This is a genomic window from Methylobacterium sp. P3_A11, assembly GCF_056403155.1.
On sequence record NZ_JBFUGA010000099.1, the window covers coordinates 1 to 20,999 of the forward strand.

Here is a 20,999-nt window from a genome sequence, read left to right on the forward strand (position 1 = left end):
CATGCACGAAGATGCACGAAGGCTCGCTTACGCCACTTCGCGACTGTCTTGGGGTTCAGTCCATGCTGGGCGGCAAGATCTTTGAGCGGAGCTTTCGATCGCTGTAGCGTTGCTCTGACCGCGTGCGTGGTCGTGGCGCAGCCGTGAAGAACCTGTCCCATAACGCCTCCCGGTGTGCGGCGGTTACAGCTAAATTGATGCCACCACACCGCGGGACTGCACACAGCTCGGAGTCCCCTCGATGGTGGCCTCCGGCGGCAAGGGGTCATTGATGACCCGCGCAGTCTCGCCAAGCAGCAACGGGGTAAGCAGAGAGACGAAGGGACACAGGATTTGCCCTGTTCGCCGCAGTCCTTCCCGGGCGGTCTCGACCGCCGTGTCCGGGATGCCGGCATCGCAGAAGGCGTCGAGGACGACATCGGGTTCACCGGGTCGTCGTGGCAGGTGGTCTGACGGGCAGCGTACCGTCCCGACTGCTAGCCATGTTGCCAGCGCCCGTAGAGGTAGGAGATCCCGACCCGTCGCGATTGCGATGAGGTCTCGTGTGGGAAGCTCGGCCAAATCCTGCCGAGCCTCGCGCAGGCTTGAGTGATGCTGGACCACCATAACCAAGTCATCAGCGGCTCGGCATTTCGCCGCCATCGACATCCGGACGACGATCGTGCAGGCAACGGCCCACTCGCCTCCGAGCTTTGCCCGGAACGCTTTGCTCGAGGTGGCCGCCATCGCGAGCTGGAGTGTCTCCAGATCGGCGACGCCAATGTCTTCGAACGCGACGATGCCGATACGGCGCCAGAGGCGGTCTGGAGCATCCCGCAGGAGAGTTGCTGCAGCTATGAGGGCGAGGTCCGTCCGTCCCCTCCTGATGGCTTTTTGTAGCAGGCTCATTGCGAGCCAGGGGGACATCGGGAACGAGGGTTCAACGGGTGTCTCGGTGTGGGGCCCCCGGACTATTTCCGCGAGCTGTTCGCGAGCTTGTTGCAGGATCACTTCGCTGTTCATGATCTCCTCCTTGATCGGGGGAGAGCGAAAGGCATGTGTCCCAGGTATGATCGTAGACAGGACCGAGCTTGAGGAAAGGAATTTCCGGGAATTTCGGCGGGAATTTCCGCCAGAAATCGGCCGTCGAAGCAGCTTCATTTGCTGCTCGAATTCGATTCCGTTCCGGAATTCCGGCTGGTCGCACGGAACTACTTGGTACCCGATCTCAACGGGGGTTGAACCCGTGATGCAGCTCTGTTCCCGCCGGATGTCCCTCGGCTATCCCTGCTCGTCCTTCGCGTCCCTCAGAGACAAAGGGCTGGAACCCTGCCAGAGATGGTCTGATCGCCATGAAGCAAAATCTCATGCCGGGAACCATTTGAGGGGGCGCTCTCGACCTACAGCGGACGCAAACTGCTTTCTCAGGGACGTGCTTCCAGCACCATGTTGAAGGGGCCTGTCGCCGCTCGACGCACCCGGCGAAAGCCCGCCTCTTGCATGAGAGCGGTCAGCCTTGTCTCGCCTGCCTGAGCGCCGAGCGCCTCGCCAACCTCCTGAGCGAGCGACGTTGGCACGCAGATCATGGTGGAGGCGTTGTAGTAGAGACGGCTGACGGGGTTGCCGACGTTGTCTCCGGCCCGGTCCGCGGCAGCTGGCTCGACCAGCATCCAGGCGCCGTCAGGCTTGAGCAGCCCGTGCACATGCGCTGCGCAGCCCCGGGGATCACCCATGTCGTGCAGGCAATCGAACATGGTGACGAGATCGAAAGCGGTGTCCTCGATCTCCTTCGCCGCGACCGCCTTGAAGGTCACACGCTCGCTCAAGCCATGGGCCGCAGCGTGCGCATTCGCCTGCGCGATTGAGGGCGGGTGGAAGTCGTAGCCGGTGAAGGTGCTGTTGGGGAACGCATCGGCCATCAGCAGCGTCGAGAAGCCGACCCCGCAGCCGATGTCGGCCACGCGCGCGCCAGCCGCAAGCCGCGGCAGGATGCCGTCCAGCGCCGGAAGCCACGCGGGGACGATGCTGTTGACGTAGCCCGGCCGGAAGAAGGCGCCGACCGCGCAGAACAAGCACCCCGCGCTCTCCCCCCACGCCACGCCACCGCCGCTCTGGAAGGCCGCTTCGACCTTGGGCTGGGCGTCGACCATGGCGGCGGCCAGATCGAAGGCGCCTTCGAGGTAGACCGGGCTGTCCTTGAGTGCGAAGACCATGGCCTGCTCCGCGCTCAGGCTGAAGCGATCCTCCACTGCATCGTGGGTCACGTAGCCATTGGCCGCCTGGGCGAGCGCCCACTCGCGCACGTAGCGCTCGGCGAGCCCGCAGCGCTCCGCTAGTTCGGTGCTGTTCGACGGGCCGTGTTGGTGCAGCGCCTCGAACAGGCCCATTCGGAAGCCGATCCGCACGGTCGGCACGCTGAAGGCGCCACCGAGATCGCCAAGCATCTTGCCCACGAGCGCGTTGAGCGTGTCTGCGTCAACTTCGGGCATCGCCGCCTCCTGCCTGCGTCTGACCGACGCCGCGCTCGACCGGGTTTGACGCGGTCGCTGGTTCGGCCCGACCGAACCAGAAGCGGATCCCTTGCGCGCCCCCCGAATGGAGGAGGCCGTGCGTCCGCTTTCCACCGAGGCCGTGTGAAAACGCGGAGGCCTTCCGAAATTTTAGAAAAATCTTCTATGTGAGAGCTATGGGGGCATCCTGAATAGGAGCTGGGATGCCATTTGGGCGTCTGTTCGGGCGCTGCCCGAAGCATTCGAGAGGAGGTCCTTCTACGGTCTCCGCGTTTTCACACATCCTCCACCCTGAGCAGTCGCTCATCCAGGGGGCGAACGGGAGTCAGAGTGGCGTTGCGAAAAGGATAGGGCGAAATCGGTACTCTAAGGCCGTGGTCCGCGAAGGGGCTTCCCCAGTGAAAGGAATTGCACGGAAGTGTGACATGATATGCGAGCACAGAAAGATCGCTCACCTTCGTCCGACATGATGAGCTGGACTGCCGGCTATACCACTGTTCGTTTTCTCGATTGTCTCGTTCCGCAACTGGTCTCTATGTTTCTGGAGATGCCCGGACATGGCGGAGACAAGCGATGAGCACCGAGTCGAAAAAAATGCGAGCAGATGAGGCCGCCGCGTACCTCTGCCTTGCTCAATCCACATTGGCTAAGCTGCGCTGCTACGGTGGGGGGCCTGCCTTTTCGAAGGTGGGCGCACGCCGCGTCATCTACGACCGTTCGGACCTCGATGAGTGGCTATCAGGCCGGCTCTTCCGCAGCACGTCTGAGTACCCCTCTCGCCGGTCTCAGGGCCTCTGATTTCCCATTAATTGCACGAAGCTGTGACACGCGACGGAGGACTGAGTCATGGAACTTGATGCCGAAGCGGTCCGCATGATCGAGATGGCAAAACAGCGGTCCATGAATCTGGAGTGGCTCACCATTGAGCAGGTAGCCGCACTTCTCGCTGTCAGCGTCCGCACGATCCGTCGTCGGGAGGCGTCCGGGATCATGCCGGGGCGATCACGGCGTGGGCGACGGCTTTGTTACCGGGTCGAGGACATCCGCAATCTGCCGATTCAGGAGGTCTGAGTCATGGAGGTCGCGCATGTCGGCGGCATTCTGATGAAGCATGCCATGACGTCTTCGCAGGTGAAAAAGGCACGGGCGCGGATCGATGCCGCTCACAAGGAAACTCGAGGGCGGCTCGACGGCCTGGGAGCCGCAATTGCTACGACCAACATCCAGCAGCAACGCGAGCACCTGAACTGGTTGACAACTGACCCAACTGCGCTCCTGAGCCACAATTTCTACGGCAGCTTCGAAGAGGACCGGCTGCTGAACGAGTTCACCCTGCCTGAGGCCGTTGAGTTGCCGAAGGCGGTGGTGAAGCACGCCGTGTTCTCACGGCGCTACGAGGCGGAATGGAAAAAGGGAGGGCTGAACAAGGTCCCTCACTCTCTCCTACCCAACCTCAACCAGGAGGCCCACTCGGGACTCTCGACCGGCTCCGGCTGCTCGCCGATCATCGCTATGATCACCGTATCAAACCTCGCCTGGTCAACGATGGCCGACGTGGACATGGTGAATTTCTTCGATAACTTCCTCGTTCTCGCGTCCTCAGGCGCGCTGCTCGGGAAGGCGATCTCCAAGCTGTCGGCCGCTATCGAGCAACTCCCGGGTGGGCATTTTACGCCGAGGGAGGTCTTTCGCACCCACGCTGCCGATGGGTTCGACTTCCTGGGGCACTGCTTGTACCTCGACGGCAATCTCGTTCGCATTTCGCCGACAGAGGGCAACTTCCACGATTTTTGCTCGGAATGTGATCGGTTAGACACCAAGCTCGGCAATTACCTGTTCCGCCCAAGCTGCCGCGACATTCCGCGCGGCATAGGAATAGCTGTCGATCAGCTCCAATATATTGTAGGCTTCCTTTCGGCTTTCAAGGAATGTGGGCCACAGGAATTGGCATTCTACGAATTCCAATTTTGGAGCGTGCTCGATAGTCTTAATCGAGCGGGCGTGAGCCACGAAACCTTAGCTCGGGCGGTGTCTGAGAAGGCATCGGCAATGCACCCTCCGCATCAGATTTATGCATAGACAGCAAAAGTAGTGGTCGAGATCTGACGCTTGACGCCCGCTGCCAAGTACGGCTCACAACCCAGTGCAAACTTTTGAGGTGGGCAAAAAGCGTCATGTTTCGACGGATAGGCAGCAGCCCGGGCAGCCTCTTTCGTCATATGTTGACGCAATGCGCCTCACATTGAGGGGCTGTTGTTGAGGAATGCTGCCATGCTCGCCACGTGGTCGCTGGCAATTTTTGCAGCTTGTACATTAGCAGCTTTTTATCTCGGGTGGAAAGCTGCGACCAAGGAACGAAGCGACTGATATTGAGGTGCCGTTGCAGTTGACCAATGTGCGCTGCGTCAGGGTGTATTTTTCCTGTCCGTTCCAGCGCAGTTTTGTCACCGCACCTTTCGTCGCAAGCACTTGAATGGTAAGCGAGTCAAAATGCTGGCATCCGACTTTCTGGTCGTAGCCAACCGCCTCCGCTCGATCACATACAAACGCATCARCCACGTTTCCAGGTTTATTCACGGTCTTGCCGCCGAAGGAATGGCCTTTGGCTGATAAAATCTCCGTTACGGTCCCATTTTGTTCCCTAAAGCGCACTTTACAGGTTATGATTTCTCCCATCGTGAGCGGGCAAGCCTTTAATAGCGCCGACAGATTTTTCGTGTTGCCATCATATGCATAGTCCTTTGCCCCGTTGCTTATAAGACCCGCGGAACTTCCAGACGAGACGGTGCCAGAGAAACTTAGCTCGGCCGCTTCGGCTCCGCCGAGTGCAGCAGATGTGAGGAGGGCTGCTCGGATCAAGGTCGAAATGTGCATTCTTGCATCCTGATCTGATTAGGGCTGTTGCTTTGAGAGCTGCCTGCCTTGATCGCCTAGAGCGTGTTACGGACTCAGGCTCAAATGCCTGTAATCGCTCATCAGTCCGCTTGGGTTTTGCTCGGAAGGTTCGTCGCTGGTCAATGGCTTAGCGTTGATGCGTAACACGCTCTCGGGTTTTAGGCTCATTAGAGGGATCTTGATCGCCATACCGGCTCGGTCTGAGAGAATCGATGCAGGCCGAATGCAGCGGCGCGCTTATGGTGTACGAAGGTGGTTCGATGATCCGTCAACTTTCTTGACGAGCCGTTTTCTTGCCGTGCGGAATGACAGGATACGCTGCTCTGTCGACCGCCTCCTTCAGCTTCGTCATTGATAAGCTCTTGCCACAGTTATCGTGGGCGTCCTCACTTTCATGCCCCACGATCTCAATCCGAATGTCCTTGGGGACGCCAGCCTCCTTGAGCGCCTGGATGAAGTTGTGGCGGAAGCTGTGAAAGGTCGTCTTTTTCGTCCAAAAGCCGATTTCGCGGCCGTACCGACCCCAGTGTTTCGTAAAATTTGCAGAAGGGTACCCATCAAGGCCGAAGCTCACATCTTCAAAAATGCGTTTGCCCTGCTTCGCGTTGGCCGCGTGCGTCAGTAAGCCTGCATCGATCAAAGCTTGGTGGATTGGCACTCTTCGGACGCTCGCAGCCGTTTTGATATGCTTCTGTTCGTTCTCGCCCTTCGATACGTCAAAATACCATACGCCAGCCTCCTGCTTGACGTCGGATTTGAGAAGCTGGACAATTTCCCCGAGGCGCATGCCTGAGTACAGGCCGATCCAAGGTATCCAGAATTTACCGTCGCGAATGAGCACGTTCCCTGGCTCCGTCCGACGACTCGGAGTGCGATGACCGACGAACGCCGGCGAGGCAAAAATCGCTGTCAGTTGCGCCGCCGAGTAGGGATGCCTCGAATCCTTCTTGCTGACCTTCTTGGCGGCGGGCAGTTTCACGTTAAGGCCCGGCTGTTTCGGGATCAGCTCCATCCCCGCCGCCCATTTCAGCGCAGCTTTGGTGAGGCGAAACAGCTTCTCTTGAGTCGCGGGTTCCAGTCTCGGGCCGGCCGCATTGGCAGCTGCCGCCTCAACGATGGACGTTTGGGCCCCGAGTTTTGTGAAGTTTGGCGGGACAGTGCCAATGACCTCCGCCAGCAATGCCACGTCGGCCGTAGTGATGCTGGCAGCGGGCTTGTCAGCGCCAATCACCGCATAAGCTAGGCGGAGTGAGCGCGCGATGTCGCCTAGCGTCTTTTGCTGGACGGCCGTCTTCTCTGCGTGGTTGAGGTAGCGGTCCCCCAGCATCTGGAATGTCAGGGTGGGGTTTGGCGCAACCGGTGTCTCGCCGGGCTCGGGCGGGAGAGTGTCGATCCTGAGGCCCTCAAAGAGAGGGTCTCGAAGCGCAGCTTCGTCGTACCGGCCTTCCAAACGTGCGGCGAGGATGCGGGCGTTCTCGATCCTCGCACGAGCAACCCCCTCGCTCGCATGCTGGATGGCGCTCAGTGGGAGATGTTCGGAGCCAGAGGGAGGCTGAGAGAGCAGTCGCTTCGCCGTCGCAACTACGTCTTCCTTGAAGGACTGCGAGGCGAGTTGCTGGCGGAGCCGCTTTATGTCGTCGCGCAGGCCAATCACCTCCGCGTTGGTGTCGACCGTATCACCTGGCATGAAGCGCGCTAGCTCCAGTCCCTTATTCAGGCTCTCCTGCATATAGGCCCGGAGGCGGCAGTCGATCTCCTCCTGGGTCAGCTCAGGCATACGCTTCAACTCCCGGAACAGCGCATCGCAGGCCTCGCTCAACCGTCGTGCCCGTGTCTTGGCGAGCGAGAGGTCACCCGTTCGAAGGGTTGTTTTCACCTCCGTCCGGCGCGGGGCTGGCACGAGCGGCTTCGGTACGGCCATGCGAAAATAGAAGACGCCGTCGCGCCTGACGAGTCGCGGCATGGAGCGCACGTGGGCGGTCCCTCTGTCCCAGCATTTTGTACCAGGAAGGCGGATGGGCAGAGGCGTCTGGAAAAATCGGCAGCTGCAAGAGCGGCTTACAGCTAAAATGGCGGTGGACCCAGTCCTTCGCGAACCCGTCTCTACCGCTATTTTCCCTGCTCGTAGGGAAATCTGCTGTGTTTCGACCGTTTTGATAGTGGCGAACCCCGAATTTCGAGCTTACTTTTCGATACTTACGAGCAAGGATCCCTGCGTGTCAGAGCAGGGAATTTAGATCACTTAGCAGCGAATTTGCTGCGCTCTGCAGTGAAATACTTAGCGCCTCCAAAAGCCAAATTACCGCCCTTGTCAGAAACCTCGGTCGGGGTTTATGTAAGGGTGAGCTGAAGATAGCTGTGGGGGATCGCTGTGTTCGCGAAACGTCAGCAGGCCGTGCAAATCTTATTTGCTCTGACGTACGGAGCATCACACAGCGCGCGCGACCGCCTCGAAGCTGACGTGCCCTCGTTCTTCATCACCCGCATCAAGCGTCTGCTGGAGATCGACCTAAAGTGGGCTCGTGCTAATCCAGAGCTGCTGCCTCTCTTCGGCCTGGCGTTCTATGATCAGTTACCGCTCGGAACAGGGCACGAGGTTCAGTACGCGCCATTTCGCGTGTTCACCCTCGCCGTGGCGCTCGAACTCGTCCGGTTCGGCGCAAAGCAGGGCGAAGCCGTCGATTTCATCGCGCAGATCCAAGGCGATCTGAAGGGCATTTTCGACAAAGCCAATCACGCTCGTCAAACGTTTGGACGCTCGAACGCGACTCAGCCAGCGTCAGAGACGCCTGAAACCTCTCTGTGCGAGAAGTTGGACGCGCTGAAGATCTACCTCGTCCTCCGCTGCGTCGAGGTGACCCCACGTGGTGCAGAGCATCTCGGCGGATCAATCGCCGTCGGGGAACGGCTCTACGATCGCAAGGTGCTCGAAGGCCCGAGGGAGCTCGAAGTTCTTCTCGCGACTGAGCTGCGCGACGGCCTGTTCAGCCTCTTCGTGGTCGAGTTGGCAGAGTTGGCGGTCCGCATCGTCGAACTGATGCAAGTGACGCAACCGCGCAACCGCGGGCATCAGCCATCGCGGTCGTCTCCGTCCGAGCCGGCGCAGCCACCCCTATCTGAGCCGCCGAGCAACTGGGGTGAGGTCATGCCCCAGTTGCGTGTCCGGGATCGCAGCAATGACAGATGACGATGATGAGGTCGGCTACGGTAAGCCGCCGCGCAAGCATCAGTTCAAAAAGGGTGTGTCCGGCAACCCGACTGGGCGCCGAGCGCGATCGAAGAGCTTTGAGGCGCTGCTCGACCAGCAGCTCGACGCGAAAGTCGTCGTCAACTCTGGAGGCCGAAAGGTCAAAGTGCCGGGGCGCCAGGCCGTCGTGATGAAGCTCTTTTTCGACGCGCTGAACGGCAAAGTCCGCGCCCAGGAGATGTTGCTCAAGCACATGCGCGAGAGCGTCAAGCCTGATCCGTTCGCAGCCAAGGCCTACGACGGCGCGATCTTCGCCGAGCTGGCTGCCACGCTCGCTCTACCCGGCGTCGACAAACCGGAGGATGAGTGATGCCGCGCTCGATCTACGAGCAGATGTACCGCGCCGATCTGCCTTCCTTCACCAAGCTCGCCTTCCACGAGTTGCTGCCTCGGCAAGAGCTCGGCAGGTGTTGGCACGTCGACGTCATGGCCGACGCGCTCCAAGGCTGCCTCGATCGCGGCACCCGCCGCCTGATCCTCAACGCCCCGCCGCGCAGCCTCAAGTCGCACTGCGCTTTAGCGGCGGTGGTCTTCGCCCTCGGCCACGATCCGACGCTCAAGATCATGGTGGTCGCCGGCTCCCGGGCGCTGGCTCGCGACCTGCAGCTCAGGACGGCTGCCCTGATGCGCAATCCGCGCTGTCGCGCCTTGTTTCCGCACCTGCAGGTGACGGAGGTTCCAGGCGAGATCATCCTGCCGCACGGCGGCGGCATCTTCTACGCCGTCGTCGGCCAGAGCCTGGTCGGGCGCGGTGCCGACCTCATCGTGATCGACGACCCACTCGCGTCGCACTCGGCGCAGGACGATCCCGCGCGCGAGTTCGTCAACGCTTGGTATGATGCTGAGGTCATCCCGCGCCTCAATGATAAGGCGAACGGCGTGATCATCCTGGTGATGCAGCGCCTGCACTCGGATGACCTCACGGGCCACGTCTGCCAGCACGATGGATGGTCCAAGATCGTGTTGCCGGCCGTCGCCCTCCACGATGAGGAATGGCCTCTACACCGCCGGCGCGCAGTGGTGCGACGGAAGGGTGAGCCGCTTCAGCCGCACCGTGAGAGCACGGGACAGTTGATCGAGATCTTGCGCGAGATCGAGGCCTACAACTTCTCGGCCCAGTACCTGCAGCGGCCGCTACGGCCACCGGGCCTTCAGCGTGTGGGTTTCTACCAGGCTCCACGACCAGCTGATTGGCGGCCCGAGATGGGGCTTGGTGCGGGCGGCTTCTTCAAGGTTCGCGAGAGCCGTTACATCCTGTTCGAAGTCTTCGGCACAGGTCCGCGGCCGCCCTACGCATCCGGCTCATTGCCGTACAGCGACGAGGAATGGGAGGCGTCCGCGCGCATCCAACAGAAGCGGCTCGTGGTCGATGCGCAAGCCGACAGGGAGCGCTGCCAGGAGCACGGCGACGGCGAGCAGGCAGCACCATCGGGCTGACTGATCGACGAAGGATGACTGGTCGCACGATCGACCGGTGATGACGTGCACAGAAGGAGCGGCGGCCATGGCCCGCACACGGCGAGAGATCTTGGACGCCTCCGAACCCCTGGTTGGCGCTCTGCGCGGAAAGAGCCGCCAGCGTCGGCTCAACCTGGATCGGCCGAACCCTGCAGAGGGACGCGCCCGCAACGACCTGACGCCGCGCCTGACGTCGGTCGAGCGCGCACCCGACGCCCTGACGGCGCCGAGCCGAGCCGTGCGCAAGTACGATCCTGCCCAAGTTCAGCGCGTGGCCGCAGCCATCCGCGCGCATGGCTTCTGCGACCCGGTGCTGATCGACGCGCAGAACAGGATCCTCGACGGCGTGATCCGCGTCGAGGCGGCCAAGCTCCTGGGACTGACGTCCATCTCTTGCATCGTTGCAGACCACCTGAGCCCGAGCGAGCAACGCACCCTGCGGCTGTCACTCAATCGCTTGCAGGAGCGCGGCAGCTGGGATCTGGAGGAACTCAAGCTCGAGTTCGAGGAACTCGCCCTGGAGGCCGGCGCGCTAGAGATCACTGGCTTTACGGACTGCGAGATCGACCAGGTTCTCCTGGACGAAGAGCCCGCCCCCATCGAGCCGGGTTCTTTGACGCCGTCCTCCGATGCGCCGGTGGCGCAGCCCGGTGACGTGTTCGTGCTCGGTCGTCACCGGATCATCTGCGGAGATGCTCGAGATCCCGCCGTGCTTGCCAAGCTCATGGGCGCCGAGCGGGCTCGTCTCCTGCTCACGGACGAACCCTACAACGTGCGGATCGGCGGGCACGTGACGGGGGGCGACCACCGCGAGTTCGCCATGGCCAGCGGCGAGATGAGCGAGGCGGAGTTCTTAGCCTTCAACCGGTCGTGGATGGCCGCGGCGCTGCCCCACCTCGTCGACGGCGCGGTGTTTGGCACCTTCATCGACCGGCGCGGCGTGCACGTGGTCCAGAGGGCCGCCGCCGAGTTGGAGCTTACGGCCCTGAACCTGATCGTGTGGGCGAAGACGAACGCTGGGATGGGCAGCCTGTACCGCTCGCAGCATGAGCTGTTGCCGCTGTTCAAGAAGGGCACGACGGCGCACGTCAACAACGTGGGTCTCGGCCGAGGAGGTCGTTGGCGCTCGAACCTGTGGACATATCCGGGCGCCTCCTCGCTCGGTTCAGACGCGCGCAAAGGTCTGCAGCATCATCCGACGGTTAAGCCGGTCGCGCTGCTGGCCGATGCAGTGCTCGATCTCACCGAGCGGGATGAGGTGGTTCTCGACCCGTTTCTCGGTTCTGGCTCGACGCTGATTGCGGCCGAGCAGATTGGTCGGCGCTGCTACGGGGTCGAGCTGGACCCGCGCTATGTCGACTTGATCATCGCCCGCTACGAGGCGGTAACAGGCAAGCGCGCCGTCCGGGAGGTCGAGGGGCCTCAAGCATCACTGGCGGATAGCGACGCAAGCTGCACAATTTCCGATTAGCTTCACAAGCGAAGGTTCGGCCGCAAACGAAAAGCAGACCTGCCGCATTGCGCCCATCCCGGCCATTCAGCTGACCGTGGCCGTGTCCCGTAAGCGGACGCTGCCGCTGCATAGCTCTTGGGCTTGGACCGTGTTGTACCGACTTCGCATAGAAGTCAGAGACCGGGTGCCTATTGCCAACCCGAAGCGTTGTCGGTGATCACACTACGCGGAGGAGCGCCATGGATGATGACCGCTTCAACCTCGAGCTACGCAAGTTTCTTAAAGAGGTCGGCGTCACTTCCCAGCGCGAGATCGAGCGCGTGGCTCGCGATGGCCAGGTGAAGGGCGACACGCTGAAATTGCGCATGACGCTCACGGCCGAGAACGCGCCGCTCGAGCACGTCATCGAGCGGACGATCTCCCTTGGCGACGACACAACGAGCTGACATCACCGTTTGAGCGATGCGCTGAGTATTGCGGCTAGGACCTGCATGTCGAGCATGCGATGGAGCGGATGATGGCTCTCACAGTCTCCGTCTTCTCGGACGTGATCTGTCCCTGGTGCTTTCTCGGCAAGCGCCGGCTTGAACATGCGCTTCATCAGCTTGGGCTTCGCGAGACCACCACGGTCGAGTGGCTGCCCTTCGAGCTCAACCCCGACATGCCGGCCGAAGGTATCGAGCGCTCCATCTACCGCGCACAGAAGTTCGGCGCTGAGCGTAGCGCAGAGCTTGACGCCCAGATGACCGAGCTCGGCGGCCGGGAGGGTATCAGCTTTGCGTTTGGCCGCATGCAGTCCACGCCCAACACGCGGAAGGCCCACATGCTGATCGCGGCCGCCCGGCAGCACGGCAGGGGAGACGCACTCGTGGAGGCGCTGTTCCGCGCCTACTTCGAGGAAGGCCGCGATGTCGGCGATGCGGCGGTCCTCCTGGACGTTGCCGAGGGGGTGGGTCTTGATCGGCAGGTGACGCTGACAGCTCTAGAGAGCGAAGAGCTGCGCTCGCTCATCGTGAGCGTCGAGGCACAAGCGGCAGAGATGCAGGTCGGCGGCGTGCCTTTCTTCATCGTCGATCGTCAGTGGGCCGTCTCCGGTGCCCAATCAGCTAAGCAGTGGGTCGCGCTAATCCGGCAACGCCAGAACGCGTAAATTGAGCGTCGGCCGCGCTGATCGCTTGAGATACAACGTCTGGTGACCGAGATCCTGACCCGAAAGTGAGTCAGCTCCGCAAAAAGGACGCCCCCGCCCCCATCCGGTTCAGGCACTCAGCGCGCCGATCGGCGTCGAAATCGCACTCTGGATCACACGACATCCTCTCATGCCGACCGGTGGGCGTGACAGCGAACTTGAGCCTAGGAATTCGGCTGTCTGGACACTGATTGTGCATTGCGGCATGTATTCGGCGCGCCGCACAAACTGATTCGGCGTGAATGTTGAGTTTGAGGGGCATCATGAACACTACCCAGCCGAGCTTCGAAATCCCGGCCGAGTCGCGCGACTTCGCCGAGAAGAACGTCGAGCAGGCGCGCGCTGCGCTCATCGCCTTCGTGCAAAATGCGCGCAAGGTCACCCAGAGCGCGCAGGCGCAGACCAAGACGGCGGAGCTGCCCGCCAGCGTCGCTTACGTCCGCGGTATCGAGATGTTCGAGCAGAACCTCGCCAGCACCTTCGATCTCGCGCAGAAGCTGGTGCGCGCCAACAGCCTGCAGGACGCGCTGCAGCTCCAGTCCGACTACGTCCGCACGCAGTTCGCTGCTCTGCAGAGCCAGACCAAGGAACTCGCCAGCGTGGCCCGGTCTGCCAAGGCGGCCTGATCCGGCGTGGCCGCCCCCTGCACCTCCGACTGAGGCGCAGGGGACCTCTGTGACTTGGGGAGTAGCGTGATGGTGCGTCGGCGTAGCGGTCAGACTTCGGTGTCGATGAAGGAAGCAGTTCCTGGCGCCGTGCAGCCGAGCGTGAACAGTGAGCCGCTCACGTCACCCGGTATACCTGTGATTCCGAGGGCCGAAGATTCGGCAACACACCCAGCCGAAGCTCCAGTCCTACTCGAGGCCTTGGACTCCATCCACCACGAAGCCCCGGTCGATTTGAAGACCGATCTGCTCGAGACGACCTCTGCCACTGCTCTCGAGCTGCCCTCATTTGGCGCCGCTGAAATCGTACCGACAATCGCTCCGGAGGTTGCCCGCGATGAGGCTGCCAGCGGTGAGGATGCCCAATCAGGGCTCCTCTCGGCCCAGGCGCCTGGCGTGATGAGCGACATCAACAGTTTTGGGCAATCCGCAGTTGAAGATGCGGATCAGCCGCTACCAGTGAGTACAAAGCCTGCGAGCTTACGCGAGCACCAGCTTCGACCTGCCGATTCACCACAGGATCGTCCTGAGAGCCACACGTTGTGGCCGGCTTCGCCGAACTTCACGCAAACCGTGTTTCAGATGAATGTGACGGCCTGGGTTTATGCCCGCACCGAGAGCGAGGCCGCGCTTGCTTATCTGCAGGCTCTGAGCCGTGCGCGGTCGCCCTCTCAGGTTTTCGATCTTCAGACCTGCGAGATGACGCGCGTGTTTGGGGCAGCTGTTCGCTTCGGCGAGGCGTTGGCCGCACCGGGCCGTCAGCTGCTGACCGCCTCAGGAATTCAGCCGAACGCCCGCGCGTAAAGCTTCGAGCAGAAGGTGATGGTGACCTGCCCCCCCCTCACTGCAGCCTGGGTGAGCTGAATGTTCCCGTTCTTCACGGCCGCCCTTCTCGGTCTCGAGGCTCAGAAGGTCATCGAACTGCGGCTGGTCAAGTTGGCCTGGGGCGGAGCCGCGGCTCAGGCCGAAGCGCACCTGATGACGGGCGAGAAGGTTCTGGCCGCGACGGAGGCCAACGACACGCTAATGCGGGGCGGCTCAGCCGGGACGGTGATCAGCCGCCTGCGTGAGCACGTGGCCGCCAACTCGAAGCAGCTTACAGCAGCTTGACGTCGAGCGGCTCAGAGCAGAGGCGCTCAGTGGCCCGGCTTAGGCGCTACGATCTCCTGCACGTTCCGGCGGTTCAGACGGAAATCTAAGCTCGACTTTGGCCAATCGGACGGGTGATCGAGGGTGTGAGGTGACGAAGCGGGCGTGACGGATAGGCTGGTGGCGTCCCCGCCAAGAGACACCGCCATGCTCTCACTGCCCACCCGCTTCGCCGCGATCATCCTGGCGTTCGCACCGCTGTTCGTCCACCGCTCGTGGCGACACGCCCAGAACCTGCTGGTCGGCGCGATCCTCACGCCGGGTGTGTAGGGCGGTGACAAAACCATCCACTGGAGCGTCGGCGTCGTGCTGATGCGGGCGGTGTAAAAGCCGGGCAGTGGAGAAGCTTCTCTTTCGAGAGGAGCCGGGGATGTTCGCCGTGGAAGTCTACGCGGCCGTTCGGCAGTTCGTGTTTACCGAGGGCAACTCTCGGCGTGAGGCGGCTCGCGTATTTGGGCTGAGCCGAGAGACAATCGCCAAGATGTGCCGGTTCTCTCTGCCGCCGGGCTATACGCGCTCGAAGCCGGTCGAGAAGCCGAAGCTTGGGCCTCTTCTGCCGGTGATCACGGCAATCCTGGAGGCGGACCGAACGGCACCAGTCAAGCAGCGGCACACGGCCAAACGGATCTTCGAGCGTCTGTGCGACGAGCACGGCTATGCCGGCGGCTACACGGTGGTGAAGGACCACGTGCGGATCTGCCGGTCGCAGGGGCGAGAGACCTTCGTGCCGCTCGCCCATCCGCCAGGCCATGCGCAGGTCGACTTCGGCGAGGCGGTGGCCACGATCGGCGGCGTGCGTCGCAAGATCCATTTCTTCTGCATGGACCTGCCGCACTCCGACGCCTGCTTCGTGAAGGCGTATCCGCGGGAGACCACCGAGGCGTTCCTCGACGGGCACGTCGCCGCCTTCGCCTTCTTCACGGGCGTGCCGTTGTCGATCCTGTACGACAACACGAAGATCGCGGTCGCCAAGATCTGCGGTGACGGGCAGCGCGAGCGCACGCGCGCCTTCACCGAGTTGGTGAGCCACTACCTGTTCCGCGACCGCTTCGGCCGTCCGGGCAGGGGCAACGACAAGGGCAAGGTCGAAGGGCTGGTCAAGTTCGCTCGCTCCAACTTCATGACCCCGGCTCCGGAGGCAGCTTCGTTCGAGGCGCTGAACGCTGATCTGGAGCGACGCTGCCGAGTCCGGCAGGATGAGTGTGCCGGTCGGTATGCCGAGCTCATCGGTACGCGGCTCGTGGCCGACCGTGCGGTCCTGCGCGCCCTGCCGGCGGTGCCGCTGGAGCCGTGCGAGAAGCGGGCTGGTCGTGTCTCCTCGACCGCGCTGGTGCGCTACCACGGCAACGACTACTCGGTGCCCACCGCCTACGGCTTCCGGGACGTCCTGGTGAAGGGCTTCGTCGACGAGGTCGTGATCCTGTGCGGCGGGATCGAGATCGCCCGGCACGAACGCAGCTACGGCACCGGCGTGTTCGTGTCCGATCCGCTGCACTACCTCGCGCTGATCGAGACCAAGCCGAACGCCCTCGACCAAGCGGCGGCCCTCCAGGGCTGGGATCTGCCCGAGGCATTCCAGCACCTGCGCCACCTGCTGGAGGCGCGCATGGGCAACCGGGGCAAGCGCGAGTTCATCCAGGTGCTGCGCCTGATGGAGGCGATGCCCCAGGCCGTGGTGGCCGCAGCCGTCACGGAGGCGATCCGGCTCGGGGCGATCGGCTTCGATGCGGTCAAGCTGATCGCGCTGGCCCGACTCGAGCAGCTCAAGCTACCCACGGTACTGCGCGAGTACGACAAGGTTGCCCGGGAGTGCGCCCAGGGCGGCCTCGACCACCCGCACTACCTGTTGCGGCTGGTCGAGCTGGAGCTGATCGACCGTGAGCGGCGCATGGTCGAGCGCCGGATCCGGGCGGCGCGCTTCCCGGCGGTCAAGAGCCTCGACACTTTCGACTTCGCCGCGATCCCGAGCCTGAACAAGATGCTCGTGCTGGAGCTGGCCCGCTGTGGCTACATCCTCGGCCGGGAGAACGTGATCGCACTTGGCAACTCGGGCACCGGCAAGACCCACATCGCCTTGGCTCTCGGCTTGGCGGCTTGCCAGAAGGGCTTCCCGGTCACGTTCACCACCGCGGCCTCGCTGGTCAACCAGCTCCTGGAGGCGCGCGACGAGCGTCGCTTGCTCCGGCTTCAGCGTGAGCTGGCCGCGGTGAAGCTCCTGATCGTCGACGAACTCGGCTACGTGCCGCTGTCGTCGACGGGAGCGGAGTTGCTGTTTGAGGTCTTCTCGCAGCGCTACGAGCGTGGCTCGACCGTGGTGACCTCGAACCTCCCGTTTGAGGACTGGACGTCAGTTCTGGGCTCGGAGCGGCTGACCGGCGCGCTGCTCGACCGGCTGACCCACCACGTCAGCATCCTGAGTCTGAACGGCGACAGCTACCGCCTCAAAACTTCCCGCCGCCGGCGCGACCGGGTCGATGGGGCGGAGCAAAACCAGGCTAGCGCCGATCCTCACGATCCCGAGACGGGCGAGATCCCGCCGGCCTGACCCTTACGATCGGCGACGAACGAAGAAGGGGCCCGACCAGGCCCCTTCTTCGTTCAGGCTGCACGTTGCCAGTGGCCTGGTTTTGCTCCGCCACGGCGGCCTGGAATTGGTCCGCCCTTTACAGCCGGGGCAGCGCACGGTGACAAGTGTCCTGCGCATCATCGGCCGCGCGCAGGAGCGGCGGTTTGTGAACGTCCACCGCATCCTCAACCGCGCGGCATGGTGCCCGCGCAGCGGCAGCCGCGTCCTGCTCGGACTCCTCGTCGACACGTTCGCGCAACGCGGCCCCGTGGTCCTGGGACTGGACGACACGATCGAGCGCCGTCGCGGCAAGCGGATCGCGGCGAAAGGCATCTACCGTGATCCGGTTCGTTCCTCCGACAGCCACTTCGTCAAGGCGAGCGGGCTGCGCTGGATGAGCCTGATGTTGCTCGCCCCGATCCCCTGGGCGGGGCGCGTCTGGGCGTTGCCGTTCCTGACCGCGCTGGTGCCGTCCGAGCGCGCCTGTCGCGAACGGGGCCGTCGGCACAAGCCGTTGCTCGACGTCGGACGCCAACTCACCTTTCAGGTCCGCCGCTGGCTGCGCGGACGCGACCTTGTCCTAGTCGGCGACAGCGGTTTGTCCGCACTGCTGTTCCTCGACGCCATGCGCCGCGGTGGCATCACGGCCATCACCCGCCTACGGCTGGATGCTGCGCTCTACAAGCCGGCCCCGCCACGGCCGCCGGGCACGATCGGGCGCCCGCGGACCAAGGGCGCTCGGCTGCCGACGCTCGCCGCGACCCTCGCGACCAAGGACACGCGCTGGCACGCGGTCGTGGTGCCCGGCTGGTAAGGGGCGGGCGAGCGCACCCTTGAGATCGCCTCCGGGACCGCAGTGTGGCGGCACGGCGGTCTGCCGGTCGTGCCGATCCGCTGGGTGCTGGTGCGCGATCCCGAGAGCCGCTTCGCACCGCAGGCTCTGCTCTGCACAGATCTCGACCGCGAGCCGGTGCAAATCGTGTCCTGGTTCGTGCAGCGCTGGAGTGTCGAGGTCACCTTCCAAGAGGCGCGTGCTCACCTCGGGATGGAGACGCAGCGGCAGTGGTCGGACAAGGCCATCGCCCGCACCACGCCCTGCCTGCTCGCCCTGTTCTCGATCGTCACGCTGCTGGCTGCACGGCTCCCAGTCCGCCAACGGCAACGGATCGCGGCCGCCGCGTGGTACCCCAAACCGCGCCCGACTTTCGCCGATGCTCTGGCCGCCGTGCGCTATGCGATCTGGCGCGAGCGGACTTTGGCAACATCACCGCGCCGACGCGCCCGAACAAAACCCCGCTTCCGCTTGCCCGCGCCCTGGGCCTATGCCCTCTGCCACGCCGCATGAATGGCCAAAGTCAAGCTTAGGGCAGAACGGCTCGCCGATAGAGGTGCCACGTCGCGTGACCAAGGATTGGCAGAACCAGCGCGAGCCCGACGAAGAGCGGCAGCATTCCTAGGACCAGCAGACCCGCGACTATGAGGCCCCAAACGGCCATCGTCCGTGGGTTTTCCCGGACGAGGGTGACGGAGGTATCGATCGCCTCTGCGGCACCCGCGCCGCGGTCGATGATCAGCGGGAAGGACACGGCACTGACCGCCAGTGCGATCAGTGAGAAGGCGGCACCCACAAGGTTCCCGACCACGATGAGCGCCCAGCCTCTCGGCGTCGTGAGCACCTCTTGCAGGAAGTCGAGGACTGAAACTTGGCGCGCATCACCGTAGAGGGTCCAATACAGTCCCATCGCGGCAATCAGCCAACAGACGAAGAGCAGCATTAGGACGAAGCCGACAATCATAATCGCCCAAGCCGATTGGCCGGTGAGTGGCGCGTAGGCGTGGACCCAGGGCAGGTCGAGGCCCTGTTCCCGCCGGCGGCTCATCTCATAAAGCCCGATTGCCGCGAACGGACCGAGTAGGGCGAAGCCCGACGCCAGCGGAAAAAGGATTGGGATAAGGTCGTTCTCGAAGGCCACCGCCGCGATGATAATTCCTGCGACGGGGTAGATGGCGATGAGGAACAGAGCGTGCGTCGGCATCGCAGCAAAATCCTCGACTCCCTTCACCAGGACATCCTTGAGGTCTCGGAGACTGAGCGAGCGCACATGTGGGCGTGCGACTGCTTGATCTGGAGACCCACTATGAAGTGCTTCCATCGCACGGCCCTCCAAATGGACGACTCAAATCGCGACGTTACTTGGTCAGGACGGAACTCGCGACCGCCGTCAAGCTTTCGTGCGCGATCGCTAATTTATACTACTATAATTCGCTCCCGTCTCGTGAATTCTTACTCGGCGCCGCAGGCCGCTCTCGGTCGCACACTTGCCTGCTGAAGCTTTGCGATTCTCCCGGAAACTTTTGTTTCGCCCCTGCCGTTCTCCCTTTTGCGCCACGCCATTTTTCAGCCGGTTATTATCCACGACCTCACGTGCCCTCTCTGGATTTCCCATCTCGGCAACTCGCCCGCGAGAGGATCGTCGTCGCCCGGTGTACGGTCGCGCGGCTGATGCGGACGATGGGCTTGGCCGGGGTGGTGCGCGGGCGTAAGATACGCACCACCGTTCCAGATCCGGCGGCCTGCCCGCGCGACCGGGTCAACCGGCAGTTCAAGGCCGCGTACCCGAACAGACTGTGGGTGGCGGATTTTACATACGTCGCGACCTGGAGTGGCTTCGTCTACGCGGCCTTCGTGATCGACGTCTTCGCCCGCCGGATTGTCGGCTGGCGTGTATCGCGCTCGGCCCGGCCTGACTTCGTGCTCGATGCTCTGGAGGAGGCCCCGCACGAGCGCCGCCCCTTCGCCGGCAGCGGCCTCGTCTGCCATTCCGACCGCGGGTCGCAATACGTGAGCACTCGCTACACCGAGCGCCTCGCCGAGGCGGGCATTGAGCCCTCTGTCGGCAGCGTCGGCGATTCCTACGACAATGATCTCGCCGAGACGATCATCGGCCTGTTCAAGGCCGAGGTGATCTATCGGCGCGGACCGTGGCGCTCATACGAGGCGGTCGAGTACGCCACGCTCGAATGGGTCGATGGGTTAAATCACTGCAGGCTGCTTGAACCCATCGGCAATGTGCCTCCCGCCGAGGCGGAAGCGCACTACTATGCTCAGGCCGAGGTGCAAGCCTTGGCCGCCTGACCCAAGCCAATCAGCCTGCGACAAACCCGGGGCGGTTCACTCCGTGATGATCCGCTCCAGCGGAATGTCGTGTGGCTGCGGGTAGATCGTTTCCAGGCGCCCGAGTTCGAAGCCGACACCGATGGTGCGTGGCGTCTCGGGCATCGCGGCAATCGTCCGATCATAGAAGCCACCGCCATAGCCGAGCCGGTAGCCCTGCCGATCAAACCCGACCAGCGGCACCACAAGTAGGTCTGGGACGACCGCATCCCCCGACTCGGGCATCGGGATCTTCCAAGTGCCCTGCACCATCAGGCTGCCGGGAGACCACGCGCGGAAGACGAGCGGCTGCCCGCGTTCGACGATCACCGGCAGAGCAAGGTGCGAGCCGCGCTCTCGCATCGCGGTGAGAACCCCTCTCGGATCGTACTCGCCCCGGAACGGCCAGTAGAACCCGATCAGTCTGCCGGCATACGGCTCAAGAGCCGATTCCAGTGCCCGGCTGATCCGCTCGCTCCAGGCGGACCGATCCTCTGATCCTCCCCTGATTTCGCGGACACGGGGAGTTTAGCTCGCGTTTTGCTCGGCCTGCTCGGGCGTGAGATAGCCGAGCGCCGAATGGATGCGTTGCCGATTGTAGTAGCCCTCGATGTAAGCGAACAGGTCGCGTCGCGCCTCATCTCGGGTTGCCCATCGCCGCTGATGAACGAGCTCGACCTTGAGAGTGTGGAAGAAGCTCTCCATTGGGGCATTGTCGTAGCAGCATCCTGTCC

The 20,999-nt window shown here is 63.0% G+C and carries 24 protein-coding genes and 2 pseudogenes; 18 read left to right on the forward strand and 8 right to left on the reverse strand.

The window, feature by feature from the left end; genetic code table 11:
* From AC1DXK_RS24305 to AC1DXK_RS24315, 3 genes are all read right to left on the reverse strand, one after another.
* On the reverse strand, nt 1–161 hold a 161-nt coding region (locus AC1DXK_RS24305; RefSeq protein WP_477299358.1), incomplete at its 3' end, for a transposase.
* A 28-nt stretch (nt 162–189) separates the two neighbouring features.
* Nucleotides 190–1,002: a hypothetical protein gene (locus AC1DXK_RS24310; RefSeq protein ID WP_477299341.1), complete on the reverse strand. Its 813-nt coding sequence runs from the start codon at nt 1,000–1,002 to the stop codon at nt 190–192.
* A gap of 401 nt (nt 1,003–1,403) precedes the next feature.
* A complete protein-coding gene (locus tag AC1DXK_RS24315; RefSeq protein WP_477299342.1) occupies nt 1,404–2,468 on the reverse strand; it encodes a class I SAM-dependent methyltransferase in 1,065 nt (354 codons plus the stop codon).
* A 615-nt stretch (nt 2,469–3,083) separates the two neighbouring features.
* On the opposite strand from AC1DXK_RS24315, the gene AC1DXK_RS24320 reads away from it, so the two are divergent.
* From AC1DXK_RS24320 to AC1DXK_RS24330, 3 genes are read left to right on the forward strand one after another with little or no spacing between them, the layout of a single operon-like run.
* Entirely contained in the window at nt 3,084–3,287 is a 204-nt protein-coding gene (locus AC1DXK_RS24320; protein WP_477299359.1) for a helix-turn-helix transcriptional regulator, read from the forward strand.
* A gap of 48 nt (nt 3,288–3,335) precedes the next feature.
* Nucleotides 3,336–3,560: a helix-turn-helix transcriptional regulator gene (locus tag AC1DXK_RS24325; protein WP_477299343.1), complete on the forward strand. Its 225-nt coding sequence runs from the start codon at nt 3,336–3,338 to the stop codon at nt 3,558–3,560.
* 3 nt (nt 3,561–3,563) lie between these two features.
* Complete coding sequence (locus tag AC1DXK_RS24330; protein WP_477299344.1) at nt 3,564–4,568, forward strand: hypothetical protein; 1,005 nt, start codon at nt 3,564–3,566, stop codon at nt 4,566–4,568.
* 234 nt (nt 4,569–4,802) lie between these two features.
* Here AC1DXK_RS24330 and AC1DXK_RS24335 read toward each other — a convergent pair whose 3' ends face one another.
* On the reverse strand, nt 4,803–5,363 hold the full coding sequence (locus AC1DXK_RS24335) for a hypothetical protein (protein WP_477299345.1): 561 nt from the start codon (nt 5,361–5,363) through the stop codon (nt 4,803–4,805).
* A gap of 289 nt (nt 5,364–5,652) precedes the next feature.
* Nucleotides 5,653–7,347, reverse strand: a complete 1,695-nt coding sequence (locus AC1DXK_RS24340) for a DUF6538 domain-containing protein (protein WP_477299346.1) — start codon at nt 7,345–7,347, stop codon at nt 5,653–5,655.
* Nucleotides 7,348–7,755: 408 nt separating this feature from the next.
* Between AC1DXK_RS24340 and AC1DXK_RS24345 the strand changes: the two genes are divergently transcribed.
* The 14 genes and pseudogenes from AC1DXK_RS24345 (at nt 7,756) to AC1DXK_RS24410 (ending at nt 18,456) form a co-directional block, all read left to right on the forward strand.
* Nucleotides 7,756–8,571 carry a hypothetical protein gene (locus tag AC1DXK_RS24345; RefSeq protein ID WP_477299347.1) on the forward strand — a complete coding sequence of 272 codons (816 nt, stop codon included), beginning with the start codon at nt 7,756–7,758 and terminating at the stop codon, nt 8,569–8,571.
* On the forward strand, nt 8,561–8,941 hold the full coding sequence (locus AC1DXK_RS24350; RefSeq protein WP_477299348.1) for a DUF5681 domain-containing protein: 381 nt from the start codon (nt 8,561–8,563) through the stop codon (nt 8,939–8,941). The genes AC1DXK_RS24345 and AC1DXK_RS24350 overlap by 11 nt, the downstream gene beginning before the upstream one ends.
* Complete coding sequence (locus tag AC1DXK_RS24355; protein ID WP_477299349.1) at nt 8,941–10,068, forward strand: hypothetical protein; 1,128 nt, start codon at nt 8,941–8,943, stop codon at nt 10,066–10,068. The genes AC1DXK_RS24350 and AC1DXK_RS24355 overlap by 1 nt, the downstream gene beginning before the upstream one ends.
* Nucleotides 10,069–10,135: 67 nt before the next feature.
* Complete coding sequence (locus tag AC1DXK_RS24360; protein ID WP_477299350.1) at nt 10,136–11,560, forward strand: site-specific DNA-methyltransferase; 1,425 nt, start codon at nt 10,136–10,138, stop codon at nt 11,558–11,560.
* A 221-nt stretch (nt 11,561–11,781) separates the two neighbouring features.
* Nucleotides 11,782–11,988: a DUF6494 family protein gene (locus AC1DXK_RS24365; protein ID WP_477299351.1), complete on the forward strand. Its 207-nt coding sequence runs from the start codon at nt 11,782–11,784 to the stop codon at nt 11,986–11,988.
* 59 nt (nt 11,989–12,047) lie between these two features.
* On the forward strand, nt 12,048–12,692 hold the full coding sequence (locus AC1DXK_RS24370; RefSeq protein ID WP_477299352.1) for a DsbA family oxidoreductase: 645 nt from the start codon (nt 12,048–12,050) through the stop codon (nt 12,690–12,692).
* A 302-nt stretch (nt 12,693–12,994) separates the two neighbouring features.
* Nucleotides 12,995–13,357 (forward strand): phasin family protein, encoded by a 363-nt coding sequence (locus AC1DXK_RS24375; protein ID WP_477299353.1) that lies wholly within the window; start codon nt 12,995–12,997, stop codon nt 13,355–13,357.
* A 240-nt stretch (nt 13,358–13,597) separates the two neighbouring features.
* The gene (locus tag AC1DXK_RS24380; protein ID WP_477299354.1) at nt 13,598–14,200 is read left to right on the forward strand and encodes a hypothetical protein; all 603 of its coding nucleotides are present in this window, start codon (nt 13,598–13,600) and stop codon (nt 14,198–14,200) included.
* Nucleotides 14,201–14,260: 60 nt separating this feature from the next.
* The gene (locus AC1DXK_RS24385) at nt 14,261–14,506 is read left to right on the forward strand and encodes a hypothetical protein (RefSeq protein ID WP_477299355.1); all 246 of its coding nucleotides are present in this window, start codon (nt 14,261–14,263) and stop codon (nt 14,504–14,506) included.
* Between the two features lie 186 nt (nt 14,507–14,692).
* Nucleotides 14,693–14,815 (forward strand): hypothetical protein, encoded by a 123-nt coding sequence (locus tag AC1DXK_RS24390; RefSeq protein WP_477299356.1) that lies wholly within the window; start codon nt 14,693–14,695, stop codon nt 14,813–14,815.
* A gap of 100 nt (nt 14,816–14,915) precedes the next feature.
* A pseudogene (istA, locus tag AC1DXK_RS24395) lies at nt 14,916–16,307 on the forward strand (IS21 family transposase); the annotation flags it as partial.
* Entirely contained in the window at nt 16,290–17,090 is an 801-nt protein-coding gene (istB, locus tag AC1DXK_RS24400) for an IS21-like element helper ATPase IstB (RefSeq protein ID WP_457108107.1), read from the forward strand. The pseudogene istA and the gene istB, both read left to right, overlap by 18 nt.
* An 82-nt stretch (nt 17,091–17,172) precedes the next feature.
* Nucleotides 17,173–17,925, forward strand: coding sequence for a transposase (locus AC1DXK_RS24405; protein WP_457108083.1), 753 nt, complete (start codon nt 17,173–17,175; stop codon nt 17,923–17,925).
* An 84-nt stretch (nt 17,926–18,009) separates the two neighbouring features.
* The gene (locus AC1DXK_RS24410) at nt 18,010–18,456 is read left to right on the forward strand and encodes a hypothetical protein (RefSeq protein ID WP_457108084.1); all 447 of its coding nucleotides are present in this window, start codon (nt 18,010–18,012) and stop codon (nt 18,454–18,456) included.
* 16 nt (nt 18,457–18,472) lie between these two features.
* Here the strand turns inward: AC1DXK_RS24410 and AC1DXK_RS24415 are convergent, their stop codons facing one another.
* Complete coding sequence (locus AC1DXK_RS24415; protein WP_457108085.1) at nt 18,473–19,264, reverse strand: DUF2189 domain-containing protein; 792 nt, start codon at nt 19,262–19,264, stop codon at nt 18,473–18,475.
* Nucleotides 19,265–19,560: 296 nt separating this feature from the next.
* Between AC1DXK_RS24415 and AC1DXK_RS24420 the strand changes: the two are divergent.
* Nucleotides 19,561–20,247 (forward strand): annotated as a pseudogene (locus tag AC1DXK_RS24420) (IS3 family transposase); the annotation flags it as partial.
* Nucleotides 20,248–20,283: 36 nt separating this feature from the next.
* Here the strand turns inward: AC1DXK_RS24420 and AC1DXK_RS24425 are convergent.
* On the reverse strand, nt 20,284–20,775 hold the full coding sequence (locus tag AC1DXK_RS24425) for a 5-formyltetrahydrofolate cyclo-ligase (RefSeq protein WP_477299360.1): 492 nt from the start codon (nt 20,773–20,775) through the stop codon (nt 20,284–20,286).
* Between the two features lie 18 nt (nt 20,776–20,793).
* Nucleotides 20,794–20,999, reverse strand: a 206-nt coding sequence (locus tag AC1DXK_RS24430; RefSeq protein ID WP_477299357.1) for an IS3 family transposase, incomplete at its 5' end; no start/stop codon positions are given.

Excerpts from the sequence above, each read along its gene's own strand:
- AC1DXK_RS24310 (WP_477299341.1), bottom strand. The coding sequence starts at position 1,002 with ATGAACAGCGAAGTGATCCTGCAACAAGCTCGCGAACAGCTCGCGGAA.
- AC1DXK_RS24315 (WP_477299342.1), bottom strand. The coding sequence starts at position 2,468 with ATGCCCGAAGTTGACGCAGACACGCTCAACGCGCTCGTGGGCAAGATG.
- AC1DXK_RS24320 (WP_477299359.1), top strand. The coding sequence starts at position 3,084 with ATGCGAGCAGATGAGGCCGCCGCGTACCTCTGCCTTGCTCAATCCACA.
- AC1DXK_RS24325 (WP_477299343.1), top strand. The coding sequence starts at position 3,336 with ATGGAACTTGATGCCGAAGCGGTCCGCATGATCGAGATGGCAAAACAG.
- AC1DXK_RS24330 (WP_477299344.1), top strand. The coding sequence starts at position 3,564 with ATGGAGGTCGCGCATGTCGGCGGCATTCTGATGAAGCATGCCATGACG.
- AC1DXK_RS24340 (WP_477299346.1), bottom strand. The coding sequence starts at position 7,347 with ATGCCGCGACTCGTCAGGCGCGACGGCGTCTTCTATTTTCGCATGGCC.
- AC1DXK_RS24350 (WP_477299348.1), top strand. The coding sequence starts at position 8,561 with ATGACAGATGACGATGATGAGGTCGGCTACGGTAAGCCGCCGCGCAAG.
- AC1DXK_RS24355 (WP_477299349.1), top strand. The coding sequence starts at position 8,941 with ATGCCGCGCTCGATCTACGAGCAGATGTACCGCGCCGATCTGCCTTCC.
- AC1DXK_RS24360 (WP_477299350.1), top strand. The coding sequence starts at position 10,136 with ATGGCCCGCACACGGCGAGAGATCTTGGACGCCTCCGAACCCCTGGTT.
- AC1DXK_RS24365 (WP_477299351.1), top strand. The coding sequence starts at position 11,782 with ATGGATGATGACCGCTTCAACCTCGAGCTACGCAAGTTTCTTAAAGAG.
- AC1DXK_RS24370 (WP_477299352.1), top strand. The coding sequence starts at position 12,048 with ATGGAGCGGATGATGGCTCTCACAGTCTCCGTCTTCTCGGACGTGATC.
- AC1DXK_RS24375 (WP_477299353.1), top strand. The coding sequence starts at position 12,995 with ATGAACACTACCCAGCCGAGCTTCGAAATCCCGGCCGAGTCGCGCGAC.
- AC1DXK_RS24385 (WP_477299355.1), top strand. The coding sequence starts at position 14,261 with ATGTTCCCGTTCTTCACGGCCGCCCTTCTCGGTCTCGAGGCTCAGAAG.
- AC1DXK_RS24390 (WP_477299356.1), top strand. The coding sequence starts at position 14,693 with ATGCTCTCACTGCCCACCCGCTTCGCCGCGATCATCCTGGCGTTCGCA.
- AC1DXK_RS24415 (WP_457108085.1), bottom strand. The coding sequence starts at position 19,264 with ATGGAAGCACTTCATAGTGGGTCTCCAGATCAAGCAGTCGCACGCCCA.